The organism is Sutcliffiella horikoshii (genome assembly GCF_008180725.1).
GTDB lineage: Bacteria > Bacillota > Bacilli > Bacillales > Bacillaceae_I > Sutcliffiella_A > Sutcliffiella_A horikoshii_B.
On record NZ_VTEV01000004.1, the window covers coordinates 185191 to 202147 of the forward strand.

General features: G+C 40.6%; 22 protein-coding genes and 1 pseudogene. 18 read left to right on the plus strand and 5 right to left on the minus strand.

Annotated elements, in window-relative coordinates:
• Positions 1-66 precede the first annotated feature (66 nt).
• Complete coding sequence (locus tag FZC76_RS10850; RefSeq protein ID WP_148988470.1) at positions 67-1323, plus strand: Y-family DNA polymerase; 1257 nt, start codon at positions 67-69, stop codon at positions 1321-1323.
• A gap of 42 nt (positions 1324-1365) precedes the next feature.
• A complete protein-coding gene (locus FZC76_RS10855; RefSeq protein WP_148988210.1) occupies positions 1366-1689 on the plus strand; it encodes a YolD-like family protein in 324 nt (107 codons plus the stop codon).
• Between the two features lie 47 nt (positions 1690-1736).
• On the opposite strand, the gene FZC76_RS10860 is transcribed toward FZC76_RS10855, so the two are convergent.
• The gene (locus tag FZC76_RS10860) at positions 1737-1976 is read right to left on the minus strand and encodes an HPr family phosphocarrier protein (protein WP_010194213.1); all 240 of its coding nucleotides are present in this window, start codon (positions 1974-1976) and stop codon (positions 1737-1739) included.
• A 100-nt stretch (positions 1977-2076) separates the two neighbouring features.
• Here FZC76_RS10860 and FZC76_RS10865 point away from each other — a divergent pair, with 100 nt between their 5' ends.
• Positions 2077-2904, plus strand: coding sequence for an SPL family radical SAM protein (locus tag FZC76_RS10865; RefSeq protein ID WP_148988211.1), 828 nt, complete (start codon positions 2077-2079; stop codon positions 2902-2904).
• Between the two features lie 37 nt (positions 2905-2941).
• Here the strand turns inward: FZC76_RS10865 and FZC76_RS10870 are convergent, their stop codons facing one another.
• The 3 genes from FZC76_RS10870 to FZC76_RS23025 are packed head-to-tail and all read right to left on the minus strand — an operon-like array spanning position 2942 to position 3744.
• Positions 2942-3199 (minus strand): SunI/YnzG family protein, encoded by a 258-nt coding sequence (locus FZC76_RS10870; RefSeq protein ID WP_316246604.1) that lies wholly within the window; start codon positions 3197-3199, stop codon positions 2942-2944.
• Positions 3200-3259: 60 nt separating this feature from the next.
• On the minus strand, positions 3260-3595 hold the full coding sequence (locus FZC76_RS10875; RefSeq protein WP_148988212.1) for a hypothetical protein: 336 nt from the start codon (positions 3593-3595) through the stop codon (positions 3260-3262).
• Positions 3592-3744 carry a hypothetical protein gene (locus FZC76_RS23025; RefSeq protein WP_187442038.1) on the minus strand — a complete coding sequence of 51 codons (153 nt, stop codon included), beginning with the start codon at positions 3742-3744 and terminating at the stop codon, positions 3592-3594. Before FZC76_RS23025 ends, FZC76_RS10875 begins: the two co-directional genes overlap by 4 nt.
• A gap of 121 nt (positions 3745-3865) precedes the next feature.
• On the opposite strand from FZC76_RS23025, the gene FZC76_RS10880 reads away from it, so the two are divergent.
• From FZC76_RS10880 to FZC76_RS10915, 8 genes are all read left to right on the plus strand, one after another.
• Complete coding sequence (locus tag FZC76_RS10880) at positions 3866-4483, plus strand: HAD family hydrolase (RefSeq protein WP_148988213.1); 618 nt, start codon at positions 3866-3868, stop codon at positions 4481-4483.
• Between the two features lie 228 nt (positions 4484-4711).
• Positions 4712-5584 carry a DMT family transporter gene (locus FZC76_RS10885; protein ID WP_148988214.1) on the plus strand — a complete coding sequence of 291 codons (873 nt, stop codon included), beginning with the start codon at positions 4712-4714 and terminating at the stop codon, positions 5582-5584.
• 18 nt (positions 5585-5602) lie between these two features.
• Complete coding sequence (gene nikA, locus FZC76_RS10890) at positions 5603-7135, plus strand: nickel ABC transporter substrate-binding protein (protein WP_148988215.1); 1533 nt, start codon at positions 5603-5605, stop codon at positions 7133-7135.
• A 64-nt stretch (positions 7136-7199) separates the two neighbouring features.
• Positions 7200-8150 carry a nickel ABC transporter permease gene (gene nikB, locus FZC76_RS10895; protein WP_148988216.1) on the plus strand — a complete coding sequence of 317 codons (951 nt, stop codon included), beginning with the start codon at positions 7200-7202 and terminating at the stop codon, positions 8148-8150.
• A complete protein-coding gene (gene nikC / locus FZC76_RS10900) occupies positions 8150-9004 on the plus strand; it encodes a nickel transporter permease (protein ID WP_148988217.1) in 855 nt (284 codons plus the stop codon). Before nikB ends, nikC begins: the two co-directional genes overlap by 1 nt.
• The gene (locus FZC76_RS10905) at positions 9001-9828 is read left to right on the plus strand and encodes an ABC transporter ATP-binding protein (RefSeq protein WP_148988218.1); all 828 of its coding nucleotides are present in this window, start codon (positions 9001-9003) and stop codon (positions 9826-9828) included. Before nikC ends, FZC76_RS10905 begins: the two co-directional genes overlap by 4 nt.
• Positions 9825-10595: an ABC transporter ATP-binding protein gene (locus tag FZC76_RS10910; RefSeq protein ID WP_148988219.1), complete on the plus strand. Its 771-nt coding sequence runs from the start codon at positions 9825-9827 to the stop codon at positions 10593-10595. The genes FZC76_RS10905 and FZC76_RS10910 overlap by 4 nt, the downstream gene beginning before the upstream one ends.
• 21 nt (positions 10596-10616) lie before the next feature.
• Entirely contained in the window at positions 10617-11951 is a 1335-nt protein-coding gene (locus FZC76_RS10915) for an MATE family efflux transporter (protein WP_148988220.1), read from the plus strand.
• Positions 11952-12011: 60 nt separating this feature from the next.
• Here FZC76_RS10915 and FZC76_RS10920 read toward each other — a convergent pair whose 3' ends face one another.
• Positions 12012-12224 carry a CDGSH iron-sulfur domain-containing protein gene (locus FZC76_RS10920; RefSeq protein ID WP_063560517.1) on the minus strand — a complete coding sequence of 71 codons (213 nt, stop codon included), beginning with the start codon at positions 12222-12224 and terminating at the stop codon, positions 12012-12014.
• 166 nt (positions 12225-12390) lie between these two features.
• Here FZC76_RS10920 and FZC76_RS10925 point away from each other — a divergent pair, with 166 nt between their 5' ends.
• The 7 genes and pseudogenes from FZC76_RS10925 to FZC76_RS10955 all read left to right on the plus strand — a co-directional run bounded on the left by FZC76_RS10925 (position 12391) and on the right by FZC76_RS10955 (position 16885).
• A complete protein-coding gene (locus FZC76_RS10925) occupies positions 12391-12726 on the plus strand; it encodes an iron-sulfur cluster biosynthesis family protein (protein ID WP_148978202.1) in 336 nt (111 codons plus the stop codon).
• Positions 12723-12971: a DUF2552 family protein gene (locus FZC76_RS10930; RefSeq protein WP_148988221.1), complete on the plus strand. Its 249-nt coding sequence runs from the start codon at positions 12723-12725 to the stop codon at positions 12969-12971. Before FZC76_RS10925 ends, FZC76_RS10930 begins: the two co-directional genes overlap by 4 nt.
• A 343-nt stretch (positions 12972-13314) precedes the next feature.
• Positions 13315-14265 carry an ABC transporter ATP-binding protein gene (locus FZC76_RS10935; RefSeq protein ID WP_148988222.1) on the plus strand — a complete coding sequence of 317 codons (951 nt, stop codon included), beginning with the start codon at positions 13315-13317 and terminating at the stop codon, positions 14263-14265.
• A gap of 5 nt (positions 14266-14270) precedes the next feature.
• On the plus strand, positions 14271-15035 hold the full coding sequence (locus FZC76_RS10940) for an ABC transporter permease (RefSeq protein WP_148988223.1): 765 nt from the start codon (positions 14271-14273) through the stop codon (positions 15033-15035).
• Positions 15036-15821: an ABC transporter permease gene (locus FZC76_RS10945; protein ID WP_148988224.1), complete on the plus strand. Its 786-nt coding sequence runs from the start codon at positions 15036-15038 to the stop codon at positions 15819-15821.
• 17 nt (positions 15822-15838) lie between these two features.
• Entirely contained in the window at positions 15839-16192 is a 354-nt protein-coding gene (locus FZC76_RS10950) for a cupin domain-containing protein (RefSeq protein WP_148988225.1), read from the plus strand.
• 27 nt (positions 16193-16219) lie between these two features.
• A pseudogene (locus tag FZC76_RS10955) lies at positions 16220-16885 on the plus strand (HAD hydrolase-like protein).
• Positions 16886-16957 lie beyond the last annotated feature (72 nt).

Consider the following 16957-nt stretch of genomic DNA (forward strand, 5'->3'; position numbering starts at 1 on the left):
ATTATTGGGTATATACTACTAATGCGAACATACTTTCTGTTTTAGTGAGGTGTGAAGGTCGTGGACATGGATTACAGCAAGATGCCAAACAACAAGATTTTATGTGTAGATATGAAAAGCTTTTATGCCAGCTGCTCTGCAGTAATGATGGGTCTTGACCCGCTCACCTGCTATTTGGCGGTGGTTGGGGATACGGAGCGACAGGGGAGCGTTGTACTTGCAGCTTCTCCCATGCTGAAAAAGGAGTTTGGAATTAAGACGGGCTCACGTCGATTTGAAATTCCAAATGACAAACGCATCCATATTGTAAACCCCAAGATGGCAACCTATCTGCGCATTTCCACAGAAATTACCCGACTTTTCAATCGATATGTCCCAAAGGACGCCATCCACACCTATAGTGTCGATGAAAGCTTCTTGCAAGTCGACGGGGTAGAGGCACTTTGGGGAGATGCGACCACGATTGCTGAAAAAATCAAAGAGGATATGGAGCGGGAATTTCAGCTTCCATGCGCCATCGGAATTGGTCCGAATATGCTCATGTCAAAACTTTGCCTGGATCTTGAAGCAAAAAAGAAGGGCATAGCCGAGTGGACCTATGACGATGTGAAAACAAAACTCTGGCCGCTTTCCCCCTTAAGTGAAATGTGGGGAATTGGATCCAGAGTACAAAAAACGTTAAATCGAATGGGAATTTTCAATGTTGGACAGCTCGCAAATTATCCCCTCGAGCTGCTGGAGAAAAAGTTCGGTGTGATGGGAAATCAGCTATACTATCATGCCTGGGGGATTGATCTATCAGAGCTTGGCGCCCCCATTATTCAAGGGCAGATCAGCTTTGGCAAAAGTCAGATTTTAATGCGTGACTACACAGATCCAAAAGAAGTGAAACAAGTCATCTTGGAAATCTGTGAGGAAGTCGCCAGAAGAACACGGCATCACCGAAAAGCCGGCCGTACTATCAGTCTTGGAATCGGCTACAGCCGCGATGAACTTGGCGGAGGGTTCTACCGCTCCCGAACGATGGAACGAGCAAGCAACGTCACCATGGACTTATACCGTACCTGCCTCGAACTGTTTGAGGAAAATTATGAACCAAAAACCGTCCGGAAAATTGCCGTCTCGCTCTCTAACATTGTGGAGGATAGCGAAATGCAACTGAGCCTGTTTGAACTCGAACAGCCAAAAAAACGCGAACTAGGCTATGTAATGGACACCATCCGTGGAAAATACGGAACCAATGCGCTATTGCGGGCTGTGTCCTATACCAATGCCGGAACTGCGGTGCACCGAAGCAGGCTGGTTGGTGGCCATAAGGCATAGAGAATTTGCTATAGCTAGAAACGTAAGAAAGGATGTTTAAGGATGATACGAGATCGGGGAACCATTAAATGGACGTCCATGATGCTGCCGGAGCATGTCAAAATGCTGCGCGATTGGACCAAAGAGGATTTATACCAAACAAAGCCGGAACTGGACGAACAGCGGCTCGAAGAAATGAATGAACTGTTTTGCGAAGCGATGGAAACGGGTAAGGAAGTAACCATTACCTATTATGAAAAAAGAAGATACCATTTGTTTGTAGGAGCAGTGCATCATCTTGATGCCTATCAGAGGCGCTTGCATGTGGTGGATAAATTCGGCGAAGCAGGCTGTTTATGTGTAGATGATATTTTGGATATTTCCTGATAAAACAAAAACATCCTTCCCACTAAATGAGGAAGGATGCTCCATTATTATTTCTTTTCGAAATACCCAAGAGCCAAAATCGCTTCAAATACTTCTTCGCCTTCATCAGACGTTACTTCTACTTCCTGGCCTGGCTGAAGAGCAAGCGCCAAAACACCAAGCAAGCTTTTTGCATCCACTACCCAATGCTCCTTTTTAAATAAAACTGTTCCAGAATAAGAACTGATTGTATTCACTAGATTGCTTGCAGACTCGGCAAAAATAGGTTTTAAAACTGTAAGTACCATATGTATCTACCCCTTTTGTATTGTAATACTTTAAGTATAAAGAAAATGATGGAAACAACAAGAGAAAAATATTGATGTGATGGAAGTAGGGAGAAAAAGGATGAGAGTTGAAGTAACAGAGAAGACACCACAAAAACTTTTGACCAAAGCGAGCGGTTTTCTAAAAGGTTATACCCACACCCTCAACCCCTATATCGGCTGCGCCTTTGGTTGTTCCTATTGTTATGTGAGACAAAGCCCGGTTGGTTTGTTTCGCAAACAAGAGTGGGGCACCTGGGTGGATGTGAAAAAAGATGTAAAAGAAAAGCTCGCCAAAGAAATGCGGCTTTTAAGAAAAAAAGAGCAGCCCATCAGCATTTTTATGTCATCCAGTACGGATCCTTATCAACCGGTAGAACAAAAGGAAGAGGTTACCCGTACCCTTTTAGAGGTAATGGCAGAAGAACCGCCTGACTTTCTTTTTGTTCAAACAAGAAGCCCGTTTGTGACACGAGACATCGACCTCCTAAAGAAATTGGGAGACCGCGTGATGGTAAGCATCACAATAGAAACTGATCTAGAAGAGGTACGTAGAAGGTTCTCACCCTCAGCTCCACCAATACCTGCAAGACTTAAGGCGTTAAAAACATTGCATAAAGAAGGCATTCCAACCCAAGTGGCTATTGCACCAGCCTTGCCGTTTTCCGAAGAATTTGCTTTAAAACTAAAAGGGATAGTGGACAGGGTTTGTGTGGATGATTTTACAGGGGACGGAAGTGGGGGCAAGCGGACAGCCCGTTTAGGTGTATATGAGAAATATGAAACGGGAGAAAAGGCGAAGTGGGTGGCGGGAAATGTGCAACAGGAGGTTTTCGAGGTAATACGAACAGTATTTCCTGAAGAACAAGTCATCCGGAGTCCAGAGGGGTTCTTTCCGCCTAAAGTATAGTGGAATTCAAAAGCTTAGGATGACAAGGTTCCTAAGCTTATAATGAAATATAAGACCGAATTTTGTCTGTTAAACCACCGTTACTGGTGAAAATTAAGTAGGTATCCGATTTCGTACGAATCACTACCCTGTCAGAATGGCCTGATGGAAACCCGATGCGAAGAGCATGTTTATCCGTCCCGCTGTAAGTGGGGTCATTTTCGACTGATAAAATCGTAGAGAGGGGAACGCTAATAGTACTAAACTGCCATTTAATAATTAGATTTTCCCCTTTTATTGTAACCTTAACTTCCATACCTATCACTCCAATCTGTCTAGTAATTAATACGGAAGAAAAGGAGGGAAGTTTCATTTTTTATTCATACCCGCCATTTAAATCGGGTAGCTCCTGATACGCCTTCTTTGCTGCAACTAATTCATGTATATAGTTCTCGAGGTCCATCAGATTTTTAGCGTCTCCATCATACTCGCAAAAATTAGTATAGGAAAACTCCTTCGTCTCCCCATTCATTTGGATGTGCCAAGACGTGAATGAAGGAGGTTCTATTGCACATTGAAGCTCCCTACCAGTATCCAAATCTCCCATTATGTTTATTTTTAACATTTCGCTATAAATAAGATCTTTCTCTTCGACTGTTAAAGGTATCTTAGCTTCTATAGTACCGTCTATCACAAGATCTTTAACTATCAAAAAGTATCCACTTTTTGTTTGCCGTAGGTACCGTATGTAAGGCTAAATTCAAAATCTGCAGGCATGACTGGAGAACTAACATCCTCATCGAAACTACAAGCGGAAATGAAGAATAAAATAGACAACAATATAATGTAAATGTGTTTCATTTAATAACCACCTCTTCTCTACAGACGATAAAATTGGAAGAAGGTTACTGTTATTCACAGAAAAATGTAAAAATACGATACAATAGAAAAATAGTAATAATAAAACAAAGGAGGTCAACAAATGGATAGCATTATTTTCGATTTAGACGGAACGTTATGGGACTCTCGCGAAACAGTACTGGTAGCTTGGAATGAAATTCTGAAAAATGATGATAAGATCGAGAAAGAGTTAACAAGTGAGGATTTCAAAGCAACCATGGGGCTTCAAATGCATGAAATAGAAAAGATTCTCTTTCCAGATATAGACGAAGCGTATCGTACTCAATTGTCGAACAAATGTTGCGAAGCGGAAAGAGTGCTTCTAGAGCAAAAAGGCGGGCAGCTCTACGACCAATTAGATGAAGTGCTAGAGAGCTTATCTCAAAAATACAAACTTTTTATCGTAAGTAATTGCCAAGAGGGATACATAGAAGCTTTTTATAAATACCACCAATTGGAGAAACATTTTATTGACTATGAGAATCCGGGTAGAACAGGACTTTCAAAAGGTGAAAATATAAAACTAATCATAGAGCGGAATAAACTTGAGAGCCCCGTTTATGTGGGAGATACGCTTGGAGACCAACAAGCAGCGAAGGCAGCAGGTATTCCTTTTGTTTACGCTACCTATGGGTTTGGAGAAGTGGAAGAATATGATTATATTATTCATTCACTATGTGATCTTCAAACAATATTTTAGTTGTAATTCATAGTAAAACCTTGAAGGGATATTCATTCTTTCAGGGTTTTTTATTTTTGTATTGACGGTTTAAAAAGGTGGGTGTATAGTGAAATTTGCAAATAGTAATAATTACGCTTTATCGAGAGGACTTTCGATTAAACTCAAAATACGCACGGCATTTAAATCGTAATCATTCTATTTTAAAGATTATTGTAAGGCCTTTTCAAGGAGGGGGAGTATTGAATATTGAATAAAGGGATCTTACTTGCCATTGTGTCATCATTAACATTTAGTATCATGAATGTTTTTGTAAAAGCTGCAAGTGAAACTATTCCAGTGTCTGAAATAGTGTTTTTTCGTAGCTTTATAGGAGCCTTTCTTATTTTCATTTTAATGCGAAAAGCGAAAGTGACGTTTTCTAAAAACGGTGTTCCGATGCTGGTGTTGCGTGGAGCCCTTGGAGCATTTTATCTTTTGGCTTATTTTTTTACCATTGCTCACATACCTCTTGGGGATGCAAGCATTCTTGCGCATTTATCGCCCTTCTTTGCCATCATGCTTTCCGGCTATTTTCTAAAAGAAAAAATGAACAGGAATATGGTTATGTTGTTTCCTCTATTCATTGTGGGTGCAATGCTTTTGATAAACCCACTTAGTTATAATTCTTACACGGTTTATGCACTGGTCGGTGTTCTCAGCGCTTTTTTAGCGGCATGTGCAGCCACCTCGATTCGGTATTTAAGCACAAGACATCATAAGTATGAAATTGTTTTTTATTTTCTGGCATCAGGTACACTTGTTTCTCTCCCTCTCATGTGGAATGAATTTGTGTGGCCGACGCCTCTTGGCTGGTTCTACCTACTCTGTATCGGAGTGGTGTCACTGATAGGACAGTTAGTGTTAACGAGTGCATTTACACATGAAAATATTATGGTAGTGGAAGTTGTTCGATACATAGGAATTTTCTTTAATGTAATGTGGGGATTTGTATTTTGGGGAGAGACATTAAGTGTTCTCTCACTGGTTGGCGGTGCATTAATCATTGGTGCATCCATTGCGCTTTCCAGACAGAAAATGCCTGAAGCTAAAATTAAACCGAGTCTCGTTAAGGCTGAATAGGTAAAAGGAGAGAAAAATATGAAATCAAAAAAGTCATTGGTATTTTCCATTTTAATCGTCATGTTATTAATCATTACAGGTTGCAGTAGTGCAAATGAAAAGACAACATCAAAAGAATCCGGTGAAAAGTCTGTAACGATGCTATTCAGTTTTGCTTCCGAAACAATGGATCCGCATCAGGATTGGATGGGAGTGCGTGCTGGAGTGGCAGAAACATTGGTTCGAATTGATGACAACCTGGAAATTCAGCCATGGGTGGCAGAAGCCTGGGAGAGAAAAGATGAAAAAACTTGGACGTTCAAAATTAGGGAGGGTGTCACCTTCCATGATGGGTCACCAGTGGATGGAAAAGCAGTGAAAGCTTCCTTTGAACGGGTGCTGGAAACGAATGAAGCAATTTCATCAAGTCTGAAAATCGAGTCAATGGAAGCAGACGGTCAGGAGATAACGTTCGTCAACACAGAGGAATATCCTGCCTTTCTTTCAGAGTTAGTACATACCAATACCTCCATCATTAAAGCGGATGCTGAAAATATTGGAGAGCAGCCGATAGCGACTGGACCATTTAAGGTTGAAAGTTTCATTTCAGAAACGGAAGTGAACTTAGAAAGGTATGAAGATTATTGGGACGGAGCAGCTAAGTTAGAGCAAGTCAAAATCAAATTTAATTCTGATGGAAACGTTCGAGCACTCGCCCTTCAATCTGGTGAAGCAGATATTGCCTATCATCTTCCTCCCGAGTCGTTGGAACCAATTGAAAGCAACGATAAGCTAAGGGTTGAGTCGGTACCAAGTCTTCGTGTTCACTTTCTACTCTATAACAATGCTAACTCTGCATTGCAGGATGTAAATGTGAGAAAAGCATTGGACCTATTGGTGAACCGTCCAGTAGCAGTAGAAGAAATAATGAATGGTCACGCAACAGAGGCGGCTGGTCCATTTAATCCTAACTTTGCGTTTGCAGGTGAAACGGAACCAACCAGTTATGACCCGGAAAAGGCAGAAGAGCTATTGAAAGAGGCGGGCTATCAGAAGAACGCGGACGGAAAGATGGAAAAAGACGGAAAGGTGCTTACTCTTAAACTGGCGACGTATCCAGGAAGACCTGAGCTTCCCTTGCTTGCTCAATACCTGCAGGGTGAGGCTGCATCTGTTGGGATTAATATAGAAATTATCACCATTGAAAGTATTGATAGTTATTTATGGGAGCAACAAGATGAATGGGATATGGTGACATACTCTAACCTGACAGCTCCTCGAGGGGATGGCGGTTATTTCCTTAATGTTGCTTATCTGCCAGAAGGAGCATTGAATCCTGGCCAGATTAATATTCCGGAATTAAACAAACTAACTCAACAACTAAACACTACAGCAGATCCAGAAAAGAGGATGGAACTACAGAAGGAAGCTGTGAGTATCATTCAGAAGGAGGTTCCTCATTCCTTCATCTTACACCCGCATATTATCGTAGGTGTAAATGATAGAGTGAAAGATTGGGAGCCAGGATCAGAGGAATATTATCTTATAACAAACAAGATGGATGTAAAATAAAATGATGAAGTGAAAGTATCATAGATGCTTTCACTTTTCTTCATGATTGGAAGTGGGTGGGAAAATGCGAAAGGCTGTTTCTATTATCGGCTCAAGGCTGTTTCAATTGATTATTATGATTTTGATCCTTTCTTTTATAACATTTGTCCTGATGAAAATAACCCCGGGAGACCCGGTCAGGGCATTATTGAAAGTGGATGATGTTATATCGACCACAGAGGATAAGGAAAGGGTTATGAAGGAATATGGATTTGACAAACCAATTGTCATCCAATATGTTCAATGGCTATGGAATGTAGCGCAATTAGATTTAGGAGAATCTATTATCTCTAAACGGCCTGTAATGGAAATAATTTTAGATAAACTCCCAGCGACCTTTGCCTTATCCGTAGGAGGCCTGATTGCTCTTTTTGTTATTGCTGTACCACTTGGTGTACTAGGAGCGGTATATGAAGGAAAATGGCCGGATTATATAAGTAGATGGTTTGCCATACTCGGTGCATCCATTCCTAGCTTTTGGCTTGGGTTACTACTCATCTACTTTTTTTCATTAAAGTGGAACTTGCTGCCTGTTATGGGAAAGGGAACACTTACCCACTTTGTCCTGCCTTCTATCACTCTTGGGGTCGCAATGGCGCCTTTATATATAAAATTACTGAGGGAAAGACTCGTTTCTACCTTGCAAAGTACATATATCGAATCTGCTTATGCCCGGGGATTGGGAAAAGGGAGGATCCTTTTATTTCATGCTTTACGCGGTAGTCTCGTTCCGCTTGTTACTATGTTTGGATTGAGTATTGGCAGTCTTCTCGGAGGGGTCACCGTAATTGAGATACTATTCTCCTGGCCGGGTATGGGAGAAATGATTGTACAAGCAGTGATGCAACGGGATTATCCGCTAATACAAGGATACATTCTGGTGGTAGGTCTCATAGTGGTCATGACCAATTTAATTGTAGATTTTCTCTATTTGATCATAGATCCACAGATTAGGTATGGAAAGGAGATAAGTTAATGGAAAGCATGACAATAAAATGGAAAAACACTAGTCTTCTTCGCAATCCTAATCTAGTGATTGGTTCCATACTTGCAAGCGTACTGGCTGGTGTCATTTTGTTTGGAAGCGTGATGGCTCCCCATGATCCCTTCCAGATAGATATGGGAAATAGGCTAAAAGAGGCTTCATCCATCCATTGGCTTGGGACAGATCAATTGGGCAGAGATGTCTTTTCAAGAATTCTGTATGGAGCAAAGTTAACCATCGGGCTTGGATTGCTTGCGATTTTCCTTGCAATAGTAATTGGTGTTCCCATTGGCCTTCTCTCCGGTTACTTGGGAGGAAAGGTAGATGCCATTTTCATGAGAATAATTGATGGCATTTTGGCATTTCCCGATTTTATCTTGGCGATAGCAATTGCCGGCATATTGGGTCCGAACCTGACCAATATTGTGCTCGCCATCATTTTAGTAAGGTGGATTATGTATGCGAGGGTGGTCCGAAGTTTGGTTATGGCAGAAAAGGAAAAAGAGTATATTCTTGTGTCTAAGATTTCTCACTCTAGTACATGGAAAACCATTCGTATGCATCTTTTTCCACAAGTATTGCCAGAGATCATTGCGATGGCAGCCATTGACGTAGGTAAGGTGATTCTTATGATTTCTGCCTTATCCTACATCGGACTTGGAGCACAGCCGCCTATTCCGGAATGGGGAGCTATGTTGAATGAAGGACGAGGATATTTTCAAGCAGTGCCTTCCCTAATGATTTATCCTGGGCTTGCCATCATGATAACGGTCTTAACATGCAATTTATTGGGAGATGGATTAAAAGATCACTTTGACATTAGAAAGGGCAGTGATAAGCGATGAGTGAACCTTTGCTTACTATTGAAGACCTAATTGTGGAAAAACACAAAGAGTCTAAGGTAATCATCAGCAGATTAAATCTCCAGGTTGCTAGTGGAGAAATGATTGGATTGATAGGCGAAAGTGGTTGCGGGAAAAGCATGACGGCGAGAGCAATCTTGAACCTTCTTCCAGGACAAATGAACGCAAAAGGGAAGATTCTCTATAAAAATAGAAATCTATTAGGTCTGTCACGTCAGGAACACCGAAAGCTTCTCGGGAAAGAAATAGGCATTATTTTTCAAGATTACAGAGGAAGTTTCACGCCTTTTATCCGCATAGGAAAACAAATGGTTGAAACCATACAGGTACATAATCCTCTATCAAAAAATGAAGCAAAAGCTGTGGCTTTGGAGGTGCTTGCCGAAATGGGACTTGAAGCAGAAAGAGTTTATAGTAATTACCCTTTTCAATTAAGTGGAGGACAAGTGCAAAGGGCTGCAATAGCGATGTCCCTTGCGTTGAAGCCATCGTTGCTAATTTGTGATGAGGTGACTACTGCCCTTGACGTTATGAGCGGGGAAAAAGTATTGGATTACATTGAAAAAATGAGCAAAGAGACGGGGTGTGCCGTTTTGATGATCACACATGATCTTACTCAAGCTTACAAGCGGACGGACAGGATATATGTGATGGAACAGGGTGAAATAGTAGAAACTGGAACTCCTGAAGTGATTCGCTGTCATCATCAGCACCCATATACGAAAAAATTATGCGGTTGTCTATTGGCTTTACCGGGAGAAGAAAGGCGGTCGGAGCCAACTAACGAGAAGGTGATGTCCATATGAGTCAATTAATCGTAGAAAATCTCTCCATCCGTTATTCCAAAGGGGTTAAAGCTCTAGATAATGTGTCCCTCGCTGTAAACAAAGGTGAGTGTGTAGGAATTGTAGGGGAAAGCGGCAGTGGGAAGAGTACGCTTGCAAAGGTACTATTAGGTCTTCAACCTTATAGGGAGGGGCACATAACATTTAATGGGAATCAAATTGTGCCCAAAAAGAAAGATGCGTTGCGGGAGTATCGCAGACAAGTCCAAATGGTGTTCCAGGATGCCAACAGCACGCTTAATCCCAAGCTTCCAATATGGAAAAGCATAATGGAACCGCTGGATAATTTTAAGGAAGTTCAGCCATCTTTCCTAAATAGAGAAGAGGCATCCCGCAAAGAATTAGCGAGGGCACTCCTTGAAATGGTCGGTCTAGACACGCATCTGTTGGAGCGGTTTCCAGGGGAGTTGAGTGGAGGACAAAAACAACGAGTCAGTATTGCCAGGGCTCTAAGTCTAGAACCGGGCCTTCTAATTTGTGATGAACCTACCGCAAGCCTTGATGTTACCATCCAAAAGCAAATCCTGCAGTTACTAAAAGACTTACAAGAAAAAACAGACATGACAATACTATTCATTTCGCATGACATAAGAGCTGTAACCTTTTTATGCAACCAGATAATCGTCTTAAAAGATGGCATCGTAGTGGACCGGTTTCCGTTGGAAGACCTCTACCACGATAATCGGCATCCGTATACGAAGGCACTAATTAAGGCTGCTTCGTTTTAAGGACAGAAAGGAAAAGAAAGAATGAATATAGTAGTAGCAAAAGAGAAATCAGCCTTTAGTAACAGGCAGTATGTAGCATTGGCTTTTCCCCTAATTATTGCGGGTATTACCACACCGCTAATCGGAGCGGTCGATACGGCGGTTGTTGGTAGGCTGCCTGATCCCTCTGCCATAGGTGGAGTGGCAATTGGTGCTGTCATCTTCAATACTATGTACTGGTTACTTGGATTTCTAAGAGTAAGTACAAGTGGCTTTACTTCACAGGCACAAGGTTCAAATAATACCAATGAAACTATTTTAACTTTACTAAGGCCGATGATTATCGCTATTATTTTCGGCTTGCTTTTCATTATTTTTCAAAAGCCTATCCTACATATTGCATTAAATGTGATTGGAGGGAGCGAAGCGGTTTCTTCCTTCGCCTCCACCTACTTTTCCATTCGCGTTTGGGGTGCGCCGTTTATCCTTATGAGTTATGTATTTATTGGATGGTTAATCGGAATGGGAAAGGTACGGCTCTCGCTTGCCACTCAACTGGTTATGAATATGATGAACATAGTCCTAAGCATCATATTTGTATTGGTTTTAGGACTGGGGGTAGCGGGGGTAGCCTATGCCACACTTATCTCTGAAATAAGTGCGGTTCTCTTTGGTGGATTTATCATTGCCAGACATAACAGAATAGGGATCTCCAACGTAAAGCTTCGAATGATACTAGATCCGGAACCTTTGATGAAGATGGTAAAAGTAAATAGAGACCTCTTTTTAAGAACGGTATGTTTGTTAATCATGACCGGAATTTTCACATCAAAGGGTGCTAGTATGGGAGAAGTAACACTGGCGGCAAACGCAATTCTGCTACAAATACATTATATAATGGCTTATTTGATTGGAGGATTTGCAAATGCCTCTAGTATCTTGACGGGCAGGTCAGTAGGAGGAAAAGATTCATTACTTTTTAGAAGAGCTATAAAACTGTCTGTAATATGGGGGTTAGGAACTGCTGTTATACTGTCCTTCCTCATTGTGATTTTTGGAGATAGTGTTGTCGGATTGTTTACCAATATTGTCACGGTCAAGGAAATGGCAATTGAAAACTTAATTTGGATGATAATTTTTCCGTTTGTGGGCTTTTGGGGGTTGCAACTAGAAGGTATATTTTCAGGGGCGACAGACGCAAAGTCTATCAGAGATTCTATCTTTCTTGCACTACTTGTATTTTTGCTGCTCATTTGGTTATTCGTCCCGACGCTTCAAAATCAGGGAATCTGGCTGGCTTTTGTTATATTTAGTCTGGGTCGTTCCTTCTTTTTGTCCCTTTACCTTCCAAAACTCCAGCGACTACATTTTTCATAATAGCAACGAGGGGGAGAGAGTTTTCCCCCTCCAAGCTTTACTTGTTACGGCTGCACCAAATCAGTCATTCAATACTTGGGCAGCCCGAACACAGGATTCAAAATTCCCTTTATGGGAAGCATCACAATAAGGGAGCTTTTTAGAAAGCCCGCAGCGGCATAAAGTGAACGCGGGCTTGTCCTCGAACTTGTTTCCTTCTGCATCAATTAACTCTACATCACCTGTTACACGGAAGCCTCCGTTATCCATTACTTTAATTGTTACTTTTGACATTGGTAATCTCCTCCTTCTAATAAAGATATTAGTATCGTACCTACAATTATCCATTTTGACAACAAGAACTTATCCACTACCATCCTTTCCAAATGCCTTCTAGTTATACTAATGAACAATATATGGTACAATCAGGCTAACAATGAAACAGTTGGAGGCATGAAACGTGAAAGTAACGTTTACAGAGAAAGCAGCAGAAAGAGTAAAAGCAAAGCTTGAAAACCAAGAAGGAAAATGGTTAAAGCTAAAATATGATACAGATGGATGCGGATGTGTCGTTAGTGGAGTTTCCGCATTATGGATCACACCTGAAAAAGACGATGATGATGTAGAGTTAGAAACAAACATAGGACCATTATTAATGGAAAAATCAAAGCTTCTCTTTTTTGATGAAGACATGACAGTTGATTTTGTGGAAAGTGCAAACTGTTACATGCTGAAATGTCCAAGTCAAATCTTGAATCCACGAATGAGTTTATTAGTAGTGGAGGGAGCAAAATGAGCAATGGGGGCAAAATCAACTCGTTGAAAAATGTGGCCCAATCCAAAACGTGGGCATCATTCTTAAATCATAATCATCCTTACAGCCTGTTGCACTGGTCGATTGGTGGCATCAATCATGATGACAAAGATGTATGGCTGTTTCAGGATGAAGTGACATTCGAGGTTCAAGAGTTTGAGAACCTGGATGTGGCAGTGGAATGGATCTCGGAGAATATGGACGGGATTACGGATGTGTTAGGTTAAGTGGATTACGCAAAATAGTCGGGGAACTTTGTTCTTCGGCTTTTTTGTGTTGGGAATATTTTATCAATGTAGGTATTTGTCGTACTGTGTTGTTTGGCATGTATTGTGATGAGTTTGGACAGTAAATGGTTCACTTTGGATCGTATTTTTAAATTTTGGACAGTATTTTATTCCAAACCGACAGTAAACAGTGAGTTTTGGACAATAAAAGGTGTTGATGGAGATGAACATTAATAAATTGATAGAAAACTCCTATTTTCCCTAAAAAATAAAACCAAATATTTACACCTAACCCCATCTTCTCTATAATTACAGTTATAATTTTCAGAATGGGGCCAAAAATATGAAAAAAGTAATTGGGGTTGAGAGTTTATCACGAACATACAAAATGAAGGGGGATAAAAAGACGGCGCTTAATCAAATAAGCTTCGAGGTCATGGAAGGGGAAGTATTTGGACTTCTTGGACCGAATGGCGCAGGAAAAACCACCACAATAAAGATTTTGACCACGTTGCTATTACCATCAGCAGGAAGCGTCAAAGTGCTCGGTTATGACGTGGTAAAAGAAAGTAGTAAAATTAGAGACAAAATAAATTTCGTCTATGGAGGGGAGCGAGGAGTTTACGGGCGCCTTACTGCCAAAGAGTATATGCACTATTTTTGTACCTTATATAAGATCCCTAACAAAGAACAATCCCAACTTATTTCCCAGTTACTTGAATTAGTAGGATTAACAGAGGCAACAAACCAGAAAATACATACATATTCTAAAGGAATGGTACAACGACTACATATAGCACGTTGCTTAATCAATGATCCGAAAATCATCTTCCTTGATGAACCGACAATAGGGCTCGATCCAATTGGAGCGAGGCTTCTCCGTGATATTGTGAAAGAACTTGCCCAAAAAGGTATTACTATCATTTTAACAACCCACTACATGCAGGAAGCGGATGAGCTTTGTGATCGAATTGCTTTTATTAAAAATGGGGAAATCAGTATGATTGGGGATCCGACACATATAAAAGAGAGTTGCAACCACCTAAAGCTGTTTGAAGCTACGATGCAAGTCTATGAGACTGGCAAACTAAAAGAGGATAAATACCTGCAACAAGTAGAAGTGACAGAAATTAAAGCTCCTTATTACTCTGTTATGTTTCAGGTGGAAGAAAAACAATCCCATTTGGATCAATTGAAAGAATATCTAGCAAAGTATGGCGATGTTATTAAGCTTGAACGACGTGAGATATCGTTAGAAGATGCATATGTTCACCATATGAAGGATGTGGGGTGACTGGCATGAACTTTTTCTACTTATTAGTGAGAGAGCTAAAATATTTTACTAACTTTCAAAACAAAATGTATCAGTTTTTACTGTTTTTTCAGCCGTTGATGTTCTTGGCAATTGTCTACTTTCTTCAGCAGATGCGAGGTGGCGTGAATGTGGAAAAGTTTGTGGTGGCGTCTGCATTAATCAGTATGTGGAGCTATGTGTTATATTCTTCAGGCTCGGCGTTGATATCCCAAAAGTGGAGTGACACGCTGAAGCTTTTGATTGCAGCTCCTGTATCCTTATTCCAAGTTATATTGACAAAGGCCATCAGCAATGCATTTATTGCTCTTTTATCGATGATTCTTAGTTTCGTATATGCAAGATTCATTTTTCAATTGCCGATTGGCATTCAGGACTATTGGCTCTTCTTCCTTTCGGTTCTGGTACTGTTGTTTTCCTTGAGTGTCGTAGGCATGATACTTGCCATCGTATTTGTTGCTTTTCAAAATGTATTTGATTATCAGAACTTAATTTTGATCCCGGTACTTTTAATATGTGGGGTATTTGTGCCAGTGGACAGTTTGCCGTGGATTTTTAGAACAGTTGCTTATGTCATACCGATGACATGGGGGATTCAGGGGGTATATGAGACGCTTGTCTTGTCACCGCAAATGTTTACTACCATGATCATTGCATTGCTGGTAAGTGGTGTCTATTTTCTCCTTTCCGTTCTCATCATTAAAAAAATGGAAATGGTGTTAAGAAACCATGGCAGTCTGGGGGCGATATAGATGATACTGCTAAACAAATATGGTTTTACTTATCTATCTTATAAAGCTCTCTATTCTTTTCAAACACTGAGATTGTTTATACTCTTTAGGATATTAGATCCTTTCATGCACTATTTATTTTTTGCAACATTAGTAATTGCGATTGCGGGTCCGGAGTATTTGTCCTATGTTGTACTTGGAAACGTTATTTTCTATACCGGCCGGACAATGATGATTAATTTTATGTCCATGTTCAGGGGAGAGAGGCAATATGGAACATTGGAGTTGAATGTTGCTTCCCCGACCTCCACTTTTGTAATTATTTCAAGGAAAGCTATCGTACCTTTACTAGATGGATTGTTTGTTTTTATAGTAGGGCTAGTCATCGCGAGATTTTTGTTTGGAGTTGAACTACCGATGGAGCAGTTTGGTCACTTGCTACTCCTATTTGTAGTAACTATGTTTTCTCTATTAAGTTTTTCACTGCTTTTTGCATGTGTAAGTTTATTGTTCTCCAATGTAAACCTGTTCTTGAATTTCATGATCGCCTCGTTTCAGGTATTCTGTGGAGTGAACTTTTCGGTCAGTCTACTTCCTGGACCGATGGAAGCCGTGGCAAGAGTATTGCCTCTTACTAACAGCATAGAAGCAATCCGGTCCATTTATCAGTTGGAATACAACGCAATAAGTCCACTCTTGTTAAATGAGTTAATGGTAGGTGTTGCGTATTTCATCATTGCCCTGATACTGGTCAATGTGATGGAGCGGCTTGCAAGAAGGCAGGGAGCTTTGTTTAGAAATGTGTAATTGGAAAGGAGTATACAATGAAATTTTTCCGATTTGACAAAGAAGTAGGTTTCCCAATAAAACATTACGATTCACAGGCTGCCCATTTTATAAAAGTTAGTAGAAACAAGCAGGAGAATAGTATCGGATTTATTCAATTGGATGCAGGTGGTGTAGTGGGATATCATCAGGCAACTGTACAGCAATTGTTCATTGTAGTCCAAGGAGAAGGGTGGGTAACTGGTACAGACAGAGAAAGAATCTCCATAAGAAGTGGAGAAGGAGTCATGTGGGAAGAAGGTGAATGGCATGAATCAGGAAGCGAGAGCGGGATGCTTGCGTTGGTAGTCGAAGCCAAAACATTAGATACCTCCCTTCTTCAAGAAAAATAAACAACAAGATAAAGGAGCATAAAAACAATGCATGCAATAATCTTTGACATGGATGGAACTCTTTTTCAAACAGATAGAATACTAGAGTTTGCTTTAGATGATACATTCAAGTTGTTAGTGGAAATGAATGTTTGAGAGAAAGAAGAGCCTACTCCCATTGATACATACAGGAGAATTATGGGAGTTCCCCTACCAGTAGTATGGGAGACACTTTTGCCTTCCCATTCACTTGAAGTCAGGAACACAGCAAACGAGATTTTCCATGAAAAGCTAATAAACAATATAAACAATGGCAATGGAGCTCTGTACCCAAAAGTACAGGAAGTTCTAGAGTATCTGAAGAAGCAAAATGTTGATCTTTACATAGCAAGCAACGGGCAAACGCCTTATCTTCGTGCAATAGTAGAACAGTATAATTTGACGAAGTGGATTACAGAGGTCTTCAGTATCAATCAAATTGAGTCCTTGGACAAAACAAAGCTTGTAGGGGAGATAGTGAGAAAGTATTCCATACAACATGGTGCGGTTGTTGGGGATCGACTATCCGATATAAATGCGGCAAAAGGAAATGGATTGATAGCAATTGGATGCAGGTTTGATTTTGCCCAAGAAGAAGAGCTAGCACAAGCAGATTTGGTGATTAGTAGTTTGGAAGAGTTGAAAAGTGTAATAGTTGAAAAAACAGTGAAGTAATCATTGGAAATTAGAACCTTTTTTCCTTTAAAAACGTAGTACAAGGACAGGCATTATCTTAAAGAAAATAAG